The 15036-nt window shown below is 40.0% G+C and carries 15 protein-coding genes and 1 pseudogene; 4 read left to right on the forward strand and 12 right to left on the reverse strand.

The genetic code is table 11. The features are described from left to right. Positions 1-73: 73 nt before the first annotated feature. The 7 genes and pseudogenes from hemB to tatA all read right to left on the reverse strand — a co-directional run bounded on the left by hemB (position 74) and on the right by tatA (position 7213). Positions 74-1072 carry a porphobilinogen synthase gene (gene hemB / locus ACOI22_RS12695; protein ID WP_420672489.1) on the reverse strand — a complete coding sequence of 333 codons (999 nt, stop codon included), beginning with the start codon at positions 1070-1072 and terminating at the stop codon, positions 74-76. 40 nt (positions 1073-1112) lie between these two features. Next, the gene (locus tag ACOI22_RS12700) at positions 1113-3047 is read right to left on the reverse strand and encodes a sensor domain-containing diguanylate cyclase (protein ID WP_420672490.1); all 1935 of its coding nucleotides are present in this window, start codon (positions 3045-3047) and stop codon (positions 1113-1115) included. Further along, entirely contained in the window at positions 3001-4887 is a 1887-nt protein-coding gene (locus ACOI22_RS12705) for a sensor domain-containing diguanylate cyclase (protein ID WP_420672491.1), read from the reverse strand. Before ACOI22_RS12705 ends, ACOI22_RS12700 begins: the two co-directional genes overlap by 47 nt. Next, on the reverse strand, positions 4859-5707 hold the full coding sequence (locus tag ACOI22_RS12710) for a TatD family hydrolase (RefSeq protein WP_420672492.1): 849 nt from the start codon (positions 5705-5707) through the stop codon (positions 4859-4861). Before ACOI22_RS12710 ends, ACOI22_RS12705 begins: the two co-directional genes overlap by 29 nt. A 20-nt stretch (positions 5708-5727) precedes the next feature. Beyond that, complete coding sequence (gene tatC, locus ACOI22_RS12715; protein ID WP_420672493.1) at positions 5728-6522, reverse strand: twin-arginine translocase subunit TatC; 795 nt, start codon at positions 6520-6522, stop codon at positions 5728-5730. Between the two features lie 139 nt (positions 6523-6661). Beyond that, positions 6662-6958: pseudogene (gene tatB / locus ACOI22_RS12720) on the reverse strand (Sec-independent protein translocase protein TatB); the annotation flags it as partial. A 3-nt stretch (positions 6959-6961) separates the two neighbouring features. Further along, positions 6962-7213 (reverse strand): twin-arginine translocase TatA/TatE family subunit, encoded by a 252-nt coding sequence (tatA, locus tag ACOI22_RS12725; protein ID WP_420672494.1) that lies wholly within the window; start codon positions 7211-7213, stop codon positions 6962-6964. A gap of 157 nt (positions 7214-7370) precedes the next feature. Here tatA and ACOI22_RS12730 point away from each other — a divergent pair, with 157 nt between their 5' ends. Then, positions 7371-8372, forward strand: coding sequence for a hypothetical protein (locus ACOI22_RS12730; protein WP_420672495.1), 1002 nt, complete (start codon positions 7371-7373; stop codon positions 8370-8372). Positions 8373-8397: 25 nt separating this feature from the next. Here ACOI22_RS12730 and ACOI22_RS12735 read toward each other — a convergent pair whose 3' ends face one another. The 3 genes from ACOI22_RS12735 to ACOI22_RS12745 all read right to left on the reverse strand — a co-directional run bounded on the left by ACOI22_RS12735 (position 8398) and on the right by ACOI22_RS12745 (position 10112). Then, complete coding sequence (locus ACOI22_RS12735; RefSeq protein ID WP_420672496.1) at positions 8398-8967, reverse strand: glutathione S-transferase family protein; 570 nt, start codon at positions 8965-8967, stop codon at positions 8398-8400. A gap of 13 nt (positions 8968-8980) precedes the next feature. Continuing rightward, the gene (erpA, locus tag ACOI22_RS12740) at positions 8981-9325 is read right to left on the reverse strand and encodes an iron-sulfur cluster insertion protein ErpA (protein WP_420672497.1); all 345 of its coding nucleotides are present in this window, start codon (positions 9323-9325) and stop codon (positions 8981-8983) included. Between the two features lie 79 nt (positions 9326-9404). Further along, on the reverse strand, positions 9405-10112 hold the full coding sequence (locus tag ACOI22_RS12745) for a DUF6776 family protein (RefSeq protein WP_420672498.1): 708 nt from the start codon (positions 10110-10112) through the stop codon (positions 9405-9407). Positions 10113-10210: 98 nt separating this feature from the next. On the opposite strand from ACOI22_RS12745, the gene ACOI22_RS12750 reads away from it, so the two are divergent. Continuing rightward, positions 10211-11902, forward strand: coding sequence for a chloride channel protein (locus tag ACOI22_RS12750; RefSeq protein WP_420672979.1), 1692 nt, complete (start codon positions 10211-10213; stop codon positions 11900-11902). A gap of 10 nt (positions 11903-11912) precedes the next feature. Next, entirely contained in the window at positions 11913-12338 is a 426-nt protein-coding gene (locus ACOI22_RS12755; protein ID WP_420672499.1) for a CopD family protein, read from the forward strand. Here the strand turns inward: ACOI22_RS12755 and ACOI22_RS12760 are convergent. Then, a complete protein-coding gene (locus ACOI22_RS12760) occupies positions 12335-12964 on the reverse strand; it encodes a UPF0149 family protein (protein ID WP_420672500.1) in 630 nt (209 codons plus the stop codon). The genes ACOI22_RS12755 and ACOI22_RS12760 overlap by 4 nt on opposite strands. Positions 12965-13099: 135 nt before the next feature. On the opposite strand from ACOI22_RS12760, the gene ACOI22_RS12765 reads away from it, so the two are divergent. Then, positions 13100-14314, forward strand: a complete 1215-nt coding sequence (locus ACOI22_RS12765; RefSeq protein ID WP_420672501.1) for an NRAMP family divalent metal transporter — start codon at positions 13100-13102, stop codon at positions 14312-14314. 4 nt (positions 14315-14318) lie between these two features. Here the strand turns inward: ACOI22_RS12765 and ACOI22_RS12770 are convergent, their stop codons facing one another. Next, on the reverse strand, positions 14319-15029 hold the full coding sequence (locus ACOI22_RS12770; RefSeq protein WP_420672502.1) for an ATP-binding protein: 711 nt from the start codon (positions 15027-15029) through the stop codon (positions 14319-14321). Positions 15030-15036: the final 7 nt, after the last annotated feature.

Raw genomic sequence — 15036 nt, forward strand, 5'->3', positions numbered from 1 at the left:
GCATAGGGAATAAGGCTGCCAAAATGTAAAAATTAACAGCAGCCTTTTTCAAATCAGCATTACACCTACTGGTTTACGCCTCGGCTCTTAAAAGTTTTGCTGCTTCTTTCGCAAAATAAGTTAAGATACCATCTGCTCCCGCGCGTTTAAACGCCATCAAAGATTCTATAATTACTGCATCTTTGGCTAGCCAACCATTGGCAAAAGCAGCTTGATGCATGGCATATTCACCACTTACCTGATACGCAAATGTAGGAACTTGAAATTCGCTTTTACAGCGCTGAACCACATCTAAATAAGGCATACCCGGTTTAACCATAACCATGTCAGCTCCTTCATTTAAATCCAAGCTAATTTCAAATAAAGCTTCATCAGTATTGGCTGGATCCATTTGATAGCTTTTTTTGTTACCACCCTTTATATTATTTGACGAACCGACTGCATCTCTAAATGGCCCGTAATAACTTGAGGCATATTTTGCTGAATACGCCATAATACACGTATTGGGGTAGTTAGAAACTTCCAAGGCCTCTCTTATAGCTCCTATTCTGCCATCCATCATATCCGATGGGGCAACAATATCAGCACCAGCTTCGCTGTGCGATAGCGCTTGTTGAACCAATACCTCAATAGTTTCATCATTTAATACATAGCCATTGTCGTCAATTAAACCATCTTGGCCATGCACTGTGAATGGGTCGAGTGCTACGTCAGTAATAATACTAATACGATCTTTAAATTCGGTTTTTAAGGTACGTACAGCGGTTTGCGCTAATCCATTTGGATTAAACGCTTCGCTAGCGTCAAGAGACTTTTTCTGGGCCTCTATTACCGGAAACAAGGCAAAATGTTGAATACCTAATGCCAAACATTCAGCCACTTCTTTTACCAACAAATCTATACTGTAACGAAAAACATCCGGCATTGACTCAATGCTTTCGGTAGTATTTTCACCAGGTATAACGAACATTGGGTAAATTAGGTCATTAACTGATAATTGGTTCTCACGTACTAAGTTGCGCAAAGCAGCTGTGCGTCGAAGGCGTCGAGGGCGAGTTTGTAAAAAAGCCAAGGGGAGTACTCTTAGTTAAACAACAATGAACCTAGTATACCTAAGCTACGACTAAATTTCGTCCTTTGTGTTTCGCTAAATATAAATTATGGTCAGCTGACGATATCAACGACCGTAATTCATTGCTATGCCTCATGCGCTTGCTCGCAATGCCAACGCTAGTGGAAAATTTAACTATGCCCGCTCCTGTTTCTACCTTAAGCTTCTCAACTTGATCTTTAAATTGATTCATTTTTTGCTCAATTAATTTACTGGGTAGTTGGCTGGCAACAATAAACTCTTCCCCACCAAAGCGGCAATATGTGTAATAATCAAGGTTAAATTCAGATTTAATTAGCCTAGCAAATTCTCTTAAACACTCATCACCGGCCAAATGTCCAAATTCGTCATTTATTTGTTTAAAATAATCGATATCGAGTACCGCAATGCATAGCGGCTCACCTGAATCAATTGCCAAGCCCACCATTTTTTCCATGGCAATTTCAAATGCAAGACGGTTGGGTAAGCCGGTGAGCCCATCTAAATTACGCATAGATTCAAGCTCTCTGCTCGCGGAAGTCAAGTCTTGAAGTGCACCTTCCAATTGCAGCGTTTGTGCCTTTACCTGCTCCTCTAATTGCCTTTGCGACTGTTTTTGCAGTGTAAGTATTTGATCTTTTGAAATAACCGCTTTTTCCTTGTCTTTTAAGGCCGCTTCTCTAAAATCATGAGTGGTTTTATGCGATACTTTATAGTCATGCACCATGGCCAAGCCAACCACCAAAGTAATCAAATGAAAACCTATAATAAGAATGAAAACGGGGTCTATATTAAGAGGAAGTAAGCTGTATCGGTCTACGGTAGAAAAAATGCACGCTACAATTAAAATAATCCAAATTAAGACGATTAGTTTTTGTAAAGAAGTATTACTACTTTTCCCCCAACATAACAAAGGTACTAGTAGTGAAGTGATAAGGACAATGAAAATACCAATGGTCACGAAAACAATGTGGCTTGTAAGTACGCTAAGCGCAGCAACCAGCACATTGGCAACTACAACTACATTAAACACACGCTGAAATGTTTTTCTTTCCGGTAATAAGATCGATTTTGTAAATTGTGTGAGGGCGGCGAATAGAAGATTAATAGACACTCCACCCACAATAGATTGAAACTCAGTAGAACTTGGCCATATGTACTGAAATCCAAAACCGCTCACTGTCCCAATATGAGTAATATAGCAAACTAGAAAGAAACAAAACCACAAATACTCTAATTTTCGGGCAGTTGCATAAGTCATTAAGCAATAACCTATTAAGGCTATTACATAGCCAAATAGTAAGCCAAAAAATAGTGTGTGCTTGTCATGAAAGGTTATAAAGTCTTCGCTTGTCCATAATGAGGCTTGTAAATCAACGGAAATCTTTGATTTTCCTCGAACGTAAATAGTGCTTTCATATTGACTAGGCTCAATGAGCGCAACCGAGTTAGGTACGTCTAGCGCCCGAAGACTAAAGGGCCGTGTATCTCCTGTATATTGCACCGGCATTATCATGTCCGTATGTTCCAGGTGGCGAACTACATACACATCAAGAGTGTCTACTAAAGGGTCAGAAAAACGCAGTATAGTTTCTGACTTTACCATGCTTAAATTTAACGGAATTTTCATCCAAACACTGCTTTGCTGACCATCAAAGTTAGGCACAAGTACTGTATGCCAAGCGCCTTCAGGTAAGCCAACAATGCTGCTTATGTCATCTTTTTGAGGAGACTGAATATAACTTACGTTATCTAAATCAAAACTGCCTTTTTCAGCGCTGCTGAAATAGCTGATTGTTTTAAAGAGGATCGCAAGGGAAAGTACGACAAAAATATAAACCCAATAGTGATTAAATACATCTTTTAGAAAGAAAGAAGCGGGACCTTTATTTAGGGCACTGTTCTTCATTTTAGTAACTCGCAACAATGACTTTGTTTCGGCCCGAGTCTTTGGCATGGTAAAGTTGCTTATCAACAAAGCCTAAAATAACCTCATGCTCATCTTCACTGGCCATGGTGCGTGAACATCCACCTATACTCACCGTCATACTAATTTTCTTGCCTTCAAACATAATCATCTTGTTCGCCACAGCGACTCGGATATTGTTTAATAATTTTTTCAGGCCCTCTTCTTCAGTACTTGGCAGAATGAGCACAAACTCTTCCCCGCCATAGCGACACACTACATCAGACGGACGTTTAACGTATTCTTTCAACAATTCAGCGAAAACTTTTAAGCAATGGTCACCACACAAGTGGCCAAATTCATCATTTATTTTTTTAAAGTGATCAATATCAAGCATCGCTAAACCTAAAGGTCGCAATTCGCGTTTGCTGCGACGCGCCTCCGCGAGTAGGCGTTTATCAAAGTAACGGCGGTTCATTAGCCCTGTTAAAGGGTCTATAGCACTCAAGCGTTCTAAGTCTCTATTTTTATCAGCCAATTCACGTAAGGCTATTTCTAACTCAAGCGTGCGCTCCTCAATACTGTACTCTAACTCCGCCTTATTTTGTTCTTGTAATGCAATGAGTTGGTCACGAGCATCTACGGCTTCCTGTTCATTTTTTAGGGCCGTTAGCCGCGCATTAATTGCATTTCTTAATTGCTGGCTAAAATTCATGGCCAGTGCGAAAGCCAATAATAAAGATTCTGTAATTGCCCCCACCATTATTAAATAACTTGAATCAATAAATGATGAATAAAGCCCAAAGTTTTCAAGCGCAACTATGGCGCCCGAGGTTAATAATGCCGCCCAGGCGCCGCAAAAATAGCGAGCAACTATACTACCGCCAAGTGCCAATATTACTCCTGCCGTTAAGATAATTGGTGTGCTAATGATCAATAAAACTAACACGGCGCGAATCATTACTTCGTATGGCGCAAATAAGCTAACGGCTAACATGGCTAAAAATATTAGTTGGATAATTCTTAATATTCGATAAATATTCGGCGCTTGTTTTTGTAATTCAAGTAAGCGAATAGTTAAAGATATAATACTCAACAGCGTAAAGTTCGTGAAAATGAATACGCAGAATTCTTGTAGCCATATATTGTTTGACCACAAATATTGAAAACCTATGCCGTGTAAAGAGGCAACCGCTAATGCAATGCTTGCTACATAGGCGGTATAAATAATAAATATTACATTCCTATTTGAAGCAAATATAAATAAGTTGCTCAGCGCCATAGCTATCATAAAGCCAAAGAAAATACCCATGAACAATTTCTTCAGACTTACGTATTCAACGAATGCATCTTCATCCCACATTTCAACAGGCACCTTAACAGGGCCTTTGGTCTCAACACGTATTAGTACTGTAATTGCACTTGGATAGACCGGCACGGGAAATAGAAATTGATCAAACTCAGTGGGCCTTTGTTCAAAGGGATAACTGTCACCAGTTTTAAAACTATTTATGATTTTTTCTTGACCAAGTTGCGCGTCTAAAAACCATAAGTCGACCTTATCAAGCAAACCATAATTGATCATTAACACTCGGTGCTGCTTTTTACTTGAAGGCTTAATGGTCAGTTTGAACCAATGTGGTAAGGGTGAGAGGCCTAAATTAGCTTGCTGTTTACTCGTCCATGCTTGTTCGGGTAAACCAAACACTTCAACAACTGGCGTGTCCACTTTGCTATCAACATAATAAGTGGTATGGAGTTCTAAGGCGTTGCGGTCTGTAAGTTGAGTTAAATAAAAAGGAATAGTGAGTAAAAAAAGGACAAACGCAACAATTGACACCACGACAACAAGTGAAGGTATTCTATGTTCTTGCGTTGCTTGTGTGCTCATTCATCCCTCTATTGAAAAATAGTTTATTTGCATTTTGAAAAGCAAATTGCTTAATTGTATCTACATCTGTTCCTGTCAACTCAGCCACAGCATTTGCTATATAGGGAATATTGCACGGTTCATTTATTGACTTACGCGGCTTTAAAGTCTTCGGGAACAAATATGGCCCGTCTGTTTCAAGTAATAAACGCTCTAAAGGTAAATCCCTCACAGCATTTTGTAGCTCTTTACCGCGCTTGTTATCACATAGCCAACCTGTAATACCCACAAAACAATTTAGCTCAAGGTAAGCTTGCAATTGGCTTTTATTGCCCGTAAAGCAATGAGCCACCATAAATGGTAATGATTTAGCATATTTCTCTAATAAGCTTATTTGGGTGTCAAAGGCATCTCTTTCATGCAAATAAACGCCCATATTATGCTCGCTTGCCAACGCTAATTGTTGCTCAAAGGCATATATTTGATTGGCTTGAGATGAAAAATTCCTATTAAAATCAAGTCCGCACTCACCTACTGCAACTACTTGAGTATCGGCCATAATACGTTTTAGTTTAGTCCAAGTTTCACTATTTGTGTTATCTGCGTAATGCGGGTGAACCCCTGCTGTTTGCGCAAGGAAAACTGATTGACTAGGCGCATCGTTTGCACTTATTTGATGAGTGTTATGGTCGCGAATTAAACCTGCCGCTTTTTCGGACTCTTCAATGGTAGAGGATATTACGAGTATATCTAGCACGCCTGCATCACTGGCGCGCCCAAGGGTATCGTTTAAAGCAAAACGGGGGTCAAGAAGATTAAGCCCGCAATCAGACCAATGCATACTTTATGAGCCTGTTTATTCTATGGTTTTGCATCTTCTTGGCTTTCTTCGCTAGCGCTAGCGGTGTCATCGTTAGACTCTTTTGATTTTCTTGAATACAAACCACCAATAACAACACCTATTTCAAATAAGATTAACATTGGCACAGCAAGTAAGGTTTGAGAAATAACATCAGGAGGAGTTAGCAGCATACCTACAACAAACGCGGCAATAATAATGTAAGGGCGTTTCTTACTTAAACTTTCAGCCGTTGTCACACCTGTCCAGCAGAGTAATATCACAGCAATAGGAATTTCAAAGGCCACGCCAAAGGCGAAAAACATCTTTAACACAAAGTCTAAATAGCTTGAAATATCAGTACTCACTAAAACCCCTTCAGGGGCTACGCTATTGAAAAACAAAAACACCAAAGGGAATACTACGTAGTACGCAAATGCCATTCCGGCGTAAAACAATAAAGTACTACTTGCTAGCAGCGGCGCCACTAAGCGCTTTTCATTTTTATACAAACCAGGCGCTATAAATGCCCATATTTGATACAGCACAACCGGAATCGCTACGAAAAAAGACAGCACAAGAGTCAATTTAAACGGCGCAAGAAAGGGAGACGCAACCGCCGTTGCAATCATAGTTGCGCCCTCAGGCATGGTTGCAATTAACGGCATTGCCAAATACTGATATAAGTCTTGTGCAAAGTAGAACAAACACAAGAAAACAACGAGTACCGCTAACAGAGCCTTTAAAATTCTTGACCTTAATTCAATAAGATGAGAAATGATTCCGCTTGCTTCAGTCATTTGAATGGGTGCCGTCATTAATAGATTTGCTGTGCGCTTTGGGGGTCGCTTGGGTATTCGATATAGAAGGCTCCTTTTCGACACTCCCCATAGTGTTGGCCTTAGGTTGCTCTATTGAAGCCGTATTTTGCGAAGATGAGCTTTGTGAGGGGGTATCTTGGCGCTTATAAGGGCGCTGAACTGAATCAGCGGCAGCTTTTAATTGATCAACCGATGACTGCAAATCAGAGCCTATATTCTCCATACCCAATTGTTCCGCTTTTTTCAAATTTTCATGTAGCTCATGGGTATCTAATTGCGAAGCCACTTCTTCTTTGAATCCGTTGGCCATCTTTTTAATACTACGAACCGTAGACATAGTAGAACGAATAGCACTAGGCAAGCGTTCAGGCCCAACAACTAAAAGCGCAAGTACGCCTATAACCAAAATCTCCAGAAAACCTATATCAAACATATATTAGTCTTTTGTGTTCTGCTTTGTTTCAGCTTGCTGCGTTGTATTTGAAGGCTGATTATTCTGTTCTGGTTTGTCTAGTGGCTCAAAGTCAGCGTCTGTTTTAGGTTTTTCATCATCGTCAGACATTGATTTTTTGAAACCCTTAAGGGCTGAACCTAAATCAGAGCCCACATTGCGAAGTTTAGATGTACCAAATAAAAGGACTACTAAAACCAAAATGACTAATATCTGCCATCCACTCATCCCCATCATAACGTTTCCTTTTTTTTGCGATTATCTTTTAATAAGATAATTATAAGAATTAATTGAATAAAGCGCATGCTTATGTTCGTATTATACGCAGAAACATGCAAGTCTCGCTATTGTTCTTTGAATTAAGATTATGAAAATCGTAATTAAACACATATTCATGTACAAACAAAAGGAAATTGCTCTGAAACTCATTGGCTTGTTGTTCATTTTTTATTTTATACTCAGCCAAGCGGTTTTCGCGAAGGGTATCATTAAAGATAACTCCAATGCTAAAACTGAATCAATTACGGCTCAGCCCAATCACTATTGTGAGCACCAACAATGGCTAGATAAAACCTACTGTCATTTTTTTTATGGCATTGATAGCGCCGCAAATACTCTTAACGATTGGTCTCGCCATGAGGGCAGTAATCTTAACTCTGAGGCCAGTACCAGCGGCCGACTGCGCTTTGGTTGGGAGCCTCGCTCGGGTGACTTCAGCGCCTTAGATTTTCGTTTTAAAATAAGAGTAAAATTGCCCGCACTTGAAGAACGAGTCGAATTAGTATTGTCTGACCAAGAAGATGACGTTAACGGGCAAGAACTTAAAGCCGCTCGCTCAGAAGAGCTGGGTAACAATAAAGACCAAGCCGTTGTTGCCCTGCAATTTAAGCGCAGTGCTGAAGATAAAGTCTCGTATCGGGTGGGCTTTGGGCGTGGCAGCCAAATATACACACGTGCTCGCTACTCTGATATGCATCGCCTTTCGCCTGATTCTACCTTGCGTTATTTTGCCGAAGCCAATTATTATTCTGAAGATGAATTAGGCACAGAGTTAAATGCCGAATTTGCTCACGTATTTACCCCTAAGTTAGCCTATGAGCTAAGTAACAGCTTTCGCTATCGAAACAAGTCTAATGATTGGCTTTGGCGCCACGAAATGCAGCTGATTTATATGGGAAAAAACAACAGTAGCTACTTGTTCACGGCAATGATCGATGGATTATCTCAGCCAAATTATCGCAAAGAGCAAATGTTGCTAAGCATGCGCTACAAAAAGCAGGTATTACGTGAGTGGTTATATTTAGAACTTGAGCCTTACATTCTATATTTAAGAAGGGAAGATTTCAGGCCATCAATTGGCATTGCGCTTCGCGCTGAAGTGCATTTCTCAACCTAAAGCGAGTACAAAGTAATGACTCTATTTATCTAGGGTCGGTTTTGTGACAAATGGCTAATTGCTGCCATTGCTTATGCAGCTTAAGCAACTCAGGATAGGGATTTAAATCGTATAAGCTTCTAAACAAAATCCAGTCTAGCAAACAAAACAAGCTTATTGACACGTAGTCCCAATGTTCAAATTGTCTATCAATTGCAAGGCTTTCTAGCTGAGCCAATACCGCATCAATTCTTTCACGCTGAATACGAAAATAGAGCTTATCGGCGCTCACATCAATTTCAGAGCGTGACAGGATAAATAATTGCACTAAAGAATCGTTTACAGCGTCAATACTCGTTAAAAGGCTTTGTTTATTCCAATCTAAACTGGGCAGGGTAAATTTACTGACTAGATAATGGTAAATAAGCCCTGAATCTAAAATTATTTGCTCGCCATCTTCAAGCATAGGAATTTTTAAGCTTGGATTTTTAGTGGCAATATTGGCTCTGTCACGGCTGTTAAAAATATCAATCAACACAAATTCATGAGGAATATCCTGCATAAAAATACGCAATCTTCTTACATAAGGTGATGTAGTAGAGCCATATAGTTGCATAGTAAACGAATTCCTAAATACTGAAGCTTGCTCCGCAACCACAAGTTGTGCTTGCGTTAGGGTTATTTACAAAAAATCGAGAGCCTTCTAATCCCTCTGTATAGTCAACCACTCCGCCTACTAAATACTGCAGACTCATTGGATCTATCACAAGGGTAACGGTTTGATTTTCAATAGTCATATCGCCTTCATTGACTTTTTCATCAAAGGTAAAGCCATACTGAAATCCAGAGCACCCTCCCCCCGTTACATACACTCGTAATTTTAGGTTAGGATTTTCTTCTTCGGCAATCAAATTCTTTACTTTACTAGCCGCCGCGTCTGAAAATTCTATAGGCATTGCTGATTCTACTGACATGGTGTTCTCCAAACTGCGTAGCGCATATACATTAGGCGCAATTATCTAATACTTGAGTGTTTTAATCAAGTATTCAGATTTAATCTTCGCTAAAGGCTTCTACCCATTTAACCGTGCGTGAATAAGAGCCTCGCTTTTTACGATACTTATAAATATCAGTGCTTAATTCAAAACGGCTCACGGCAAAACCTTCGGGCAAGGTTATACTGGTTTCTAGTACTTGAAAATACTTAAAGGCAAAAGCCAATGACGTTTTAGGCTCATCTTGAAGCTCCGTTAAATCATAGCTTTTCACTTTACCATTTTCACTGCCATGTACTCGCACCTTTAATGTGCCCTTTATTACTGCTTTTACATCTTCGTATTGCAGTAAAATTATTTGCAGTGCGTAGTTATTCTCACTTAATGTTGGGCTGACTTCCACGCCTTCTACCACAAAACCATCTTGCGACATTTCTGGCGCCATTACGCGTTGGTAAAATGAAATCTGTTCTTTTAAACTTTGCTCTCTATTAATACCTTCTTTAATGTTAGATTGGGATTGTTCATTGGCAATCTGAGCAATTTCCAGTTCTACTTTCAGCATGTTTAACTCTGATTGCTGCTTTTGAAATTCCTCACTTAAATTCGCCAAGCTTTTATCAAGCAGTCGCTTTTTAGCTTGTAAGTTATTATTCTGAATATTGGCAAATTTGTATCCCGCATAAAAAACGATGCAAAGCGCAATAAAAGCAATAGCGTGAAAGCGCACAAATCCAATTTTCTCGCGATATTTTCGTAAATCCAAGTTTTCTCCAAAAGATAAATTTTATGCTATGCTTTCTTTATACATTTTCATCTAAATATATTGAAGTTACTCAATATCTTATAGCGAATATTAAAGCCATGATTGCCAAGCTTGTACAATCTTTGCGCCTTGCGCTGTCCAAACCTGCTACATCGGTTCAATTATGCCTAATTGGGCTAATGGGCGGCTTAATTGCAGCTGTGGTCATCATTGTTTTTCGCTTATGCTTAGCATTCTTACAAATTTCTATATTAGGCGGTATCGGCCAATATAATGCAATCGATAGTTTACAGCTTTTTGCATTGCCCATAATAGCGGTTGTGTTAATAATTACTATTGCCAAAATGACTGGCTTTAAACATTACCGAATGGGCATTCCTTTCGTCATTCATCGCTTCAAAGTGTTTTATGGTCATATCCCCTTAGCCACAAGTATTAATCAATTTTTCGGTGGCTTGTTAGCGCTTGCCAGTGGCTTTGTAGTGGGCAAAGAAGGCCCTACGGTTCATCTTGCTGCCGCGGCTAGTCATTATGTAGGGCGCGGTTTCAAGCTGCCATTTAATAGCTTACGAATACTCGCAGGATGCGGAATTGCCGCAGGTATAGCTGCTGCTTTTAATACTCCTTTTGCCGCGGTTATTTTTGTGATGGAAGTAGTTATGCGTGAGTATAAAGTCCATATATTCATTCCGGTAATGCTTGCTGCCGCCTGTGGCTCGGTGCTTACCCGATTAGTGTTTGGTGACGTAACCGAGCTTGCCTTTTTTACTTTTACGGCCATGCAATACTCTCAACTACCGCTATTGATAGCCCTTGGTGTCTTCTTAGGAATACTCGCCAGTGTGTTTAACAGGCAGCTTATGCTAACCATGAAGCTATTTAGACCCGTAAGCATGACTCGCCGTTTACTACTTGCCGGTTTGTTTACAGGCACTGTTGCATATTTTATGCCCCAAGCCTTAGGCACTGAATTTATTAATATTAACGCCTTTGTTGAAGGGGCACCGCTATTGGCTGACATTGCAGTTTTATTTGCCGCCAAGTTCGTTTTAGCCCTTATAGCGATATCTTTAGGCGTACCTGGCGGTATTATTGGCGCGGTTATGGTTATTGGTATTCTGGCCGGTGTGTTGTTCATGCAGCCTATCAGCTTATTGATTGATACCAGCCTATTAACCGGCAACTATGCGCTGCTGGGTTTAGCTGGTTTTTTGGCCGCGGTATTACATGCGCCAATGGCTGCAATATCGGCAGTAATGGAGTTAAGCTCTACTCAACAGATTATTTTACCTGCATTAATAACGGTAGTAAGCGCTTACGTAACATCTAAGCAACTGTGTAAAAACAGGTCTATATTTATTCAACAACTTGAGTATCAAGATTTACCATACACCACCACAGCTATTAGGGATGTACTGCAAGACACTGGCGTAATGGCTATTATGCGCCAAGATATGAAAATATTCGATGATAAGCACGACGCTGACATGTTTGCCTATTTACAAGACAACCCTGCCCATTTAGTGGTATCTGAAAAATTAAATGAAAAAAGCGGTTTACGTGAATGGCAGTTAGTCGATTTAGACGTAAGTTTACAAGCGAATGCCTACCCAATTACCTTGCACAATATGGAAGAAGTGTCTGATCAAAACACCTTGGCTGAGGTGTATGAATTACTCTACAAAAAACGCCAAGGTGGCGTGGCTATTTATGGCGATGACCCACAAGTACTTTGCGGAATAATAACTTGGAACATGCTGCACACTTATTTAATGCGGCAACAACACTAAAGGATAAACCATGATTTTGTGGTACAAAGCACTACATGTATTTTTTATGATTGCTTGGATGGCGGGGATTTTTTATTTACCTCGTTTATTTGTGTATAACGCTGAATCGAGCGTTGACGCGGTAAAAGAGCAACTTAATATTATGCAGCGCCGCTTATGGCTGTTTATTACGCCTTTTGCCATTCTAACATTAGTGTTTGGACTATTGACCATTTACGAATATGGTTACGCGTGGTTCAAACTGAGTTTATGGATGCACGTAAAACTTAGCATTGTCATTCTGTTCTATGTTTATCATATATACTTGTTTGTATTAGTGAAAAAATTTATTGCGAAGCAAAATACACATAGTCCAAAGTTTTATCGCTTCCTAAATGAAGCGCCCGTTTTAGCGCTTTTAGCCATTGTGATATTGGCTATTGTTAAACCCTTTTAATCTTGTTTGAAGGTTTCAAATTGGTTAGGCAGGTAAGTTGCTAATTTGCCCGCTAAATCTACGTAAGTAGTAAGTGTGTCATTTAAACTTTGCGCAATAAGCGGCATGTTTTCACGCAGGGCTTGAGCCTGTTCTAGCGATTTTGCCTCAGCGTCACGCAAGGTTTCTTTAGGATCCGCAAAAGTGCTAAACATTAATAAGCAATGTTTTAAATCTTTTGCCATTTGCGGTGCCTGTTGTGGGTCTTGTTTTTGCATTTTTCGCCATGCTCCTTGCCAAAATTGCTCTCTTGCGCTGTGCGCCATAAGCAAGCCCTTACACCATTCACGTAAGGGCCGGTCTTTTTCAAACTCTCCTGAATACTTTACATACTCAGGTATTACAAGGGTGTTGTTATTCATTTGTGCTAGGCAGTGTTTGAAATAATTAAATAGTTCATTGGTGATTTGGTCAGCCTGCGCGGCGTTTTGAATTTGATTATGTTGTTTTATTACCCACGGTAACCACACATCGGGTAAAGGAATTTCAGGGCAAGCACATGCCCCAACTAAACAACCTTCTACATAATACCTAGAGTGTAAAAAAGATACCTCCTGAGGGTTTGCATATAGTTCAGTCAAATTCATTATAAATAGCACTTCCGGAAATTAAACATTTTAAATATCAGTTATTTATTGTAAAGCAATCTGCGCTTTTCTACATCGCTAATGCGTGTCATGATACTCGTAAATATAAAACATTCAAAGACTTCAAGGAAGCACATGAAGCAAGATAGTCAAAACCAAACTAAAGGCGGTTCAAGCGCAGGTGTGCAAGGCTTAATTGTGGCAGCCGCGTTTATAGGCCCGGGCACAATTACCACTGCAACATTAGTGGGTGCAAAAACGGGCTATGCGCTTATTTGGCTATTAGTGTTTGCAGTAATAGCCACTTATATATTGCAGGAAATGGCATCTCGAGTTGGCCGAGTAAGCGGCATGGGGCTGTCGAAGGCTATTATGAGCAGCATCCCGAATAAATGGATTAAAGGCTTAGTTGGCGTCTTAATAATAGTTGCGATAGGCATAGGCAACGCTGCTTACGAAGGCGGCAATATTACTGGCGCCGCACTAGGGCTAAGTGCAAATGCAGGTGGGGATATCCGAATATGGGCAACCGTAATTGGTTTAAGTGCATTTTTATTGTTAGTAAGCGGGCAGTACAAATGGGTCGAAAAAACACTTTTAGCATTGGTCATGCTAATGAGCGCCGTGTTCTTATCATTAATGATTTATTTAGGTATTAACAGTGATTTGTTTTTAAATGGCTTACTTTTGAAATCGTCAGTTATAGACAATACATCTTTGGCGCTAGCGATAATTGGTACCACCATTGTCCCATACAATTTATTTCTACATGCAGGAATGAGTGCACAGAACGCGCAAAATAAAGCATCGCAAAGTGCAAATAACAAGGCGCTATTTGCCAGCTTAGGGTTAGGTGGGCTATTAACGTTCGCGGTGCTTTCCAGCTCTGTGTCGGCATTTTTCATTAGCCAAACCCATGTTGATAGCTCAAATATTGCTGCGCAATTGCAGCCACTATTGGGAAACTATGCAAGTTTATTTTTTGGCATAGGTTTATTTTCGGCTGGATTAACGAGCGCTATCACAGCACCTTTGGCTACCGCCTATGCAATATCAGGCTTATTTAATTGGCAAACAAATTTACAAGATAAGCGTTTTCTGCTTACCGCATGTACCATTATTGCTTTAGGCACGCTAAGCGCTAGTATTGGCGCAAAACCACTTAGCCTAATAATGCTAGCACAAACGGCCAATGCCATGTTACTGCCAATATCTGCATTACTATTAGTATGGGTATGTAATAAAAAGGCTGTAATGCAAGAGCATACAAATAGTGTTTTCAACAACTTTGCGGGACTATTAGTCATTGTATTGGTTGTGGGGATATCTGCGTATAAGTTACTTAACTAATTAATTACTTGCGTTCTAAAAATAAACTTATTCTTAAGCCAGTATAAGGCGCTTCGCCCAAGCTTACATTCATGTGCCCGCCTAATAATTCACTTATACGGTGAAGCTTGCTAAAACCCATTCCGCAATGGTCGTGACTACAAGCTAGGCTTGATTGAAAAGGTCGTTGAATAGTATTGAGCTTTTCAGTCGTAATTGAGCAGCCATTATCTTCACACACAAGCACATGATGTGTAGCTGTGGCTTGGTATCGCACTTGACACTTAAGACCAATATTACTCGGTGTGTTACTCGCCAACTGTGCATGCTGTTTAATATTAGAAAAGACTTCTTGATAAAACATCAAGATTAACTCGGAGCTTGAATGAATAATAGGAAATACATCGTATTCTATCTCTAGATTTAACTCCCCGCTTCCGGTTCGTTTAGCGGCTTCCTCTTTCATCGCACACTTCATGAAGATTTCATTGATATCACAAGCTGTGAACTCATATTCGCAATCAAATAGTTGCGCATAATCTCTGAATGCATGTAGTTTGTGCTGTGCGCTTGAACACTCCATTACAACAAGCGATAGCCAATTACGGGCTTTGTCGTCTAATGCGCAAGAGTATTCTTTATCTAGCAAGTTAAGTAGTGAGGCACTCACACCTATTGACCCGTTAACATCGTGATATAGCGTTTTAAAGACGCCTTTTAATTTTCTTTCATCCATGATGTAT

Source organism: Glaciecola sp. 2405UD65-10 (assembly GCF_048820975.1).
Lineage (GTDB): Bacteria > Pseudomonadota > Gammaproteobacteria > Enterobacterales > Alteromonadaceae > Glaciecola.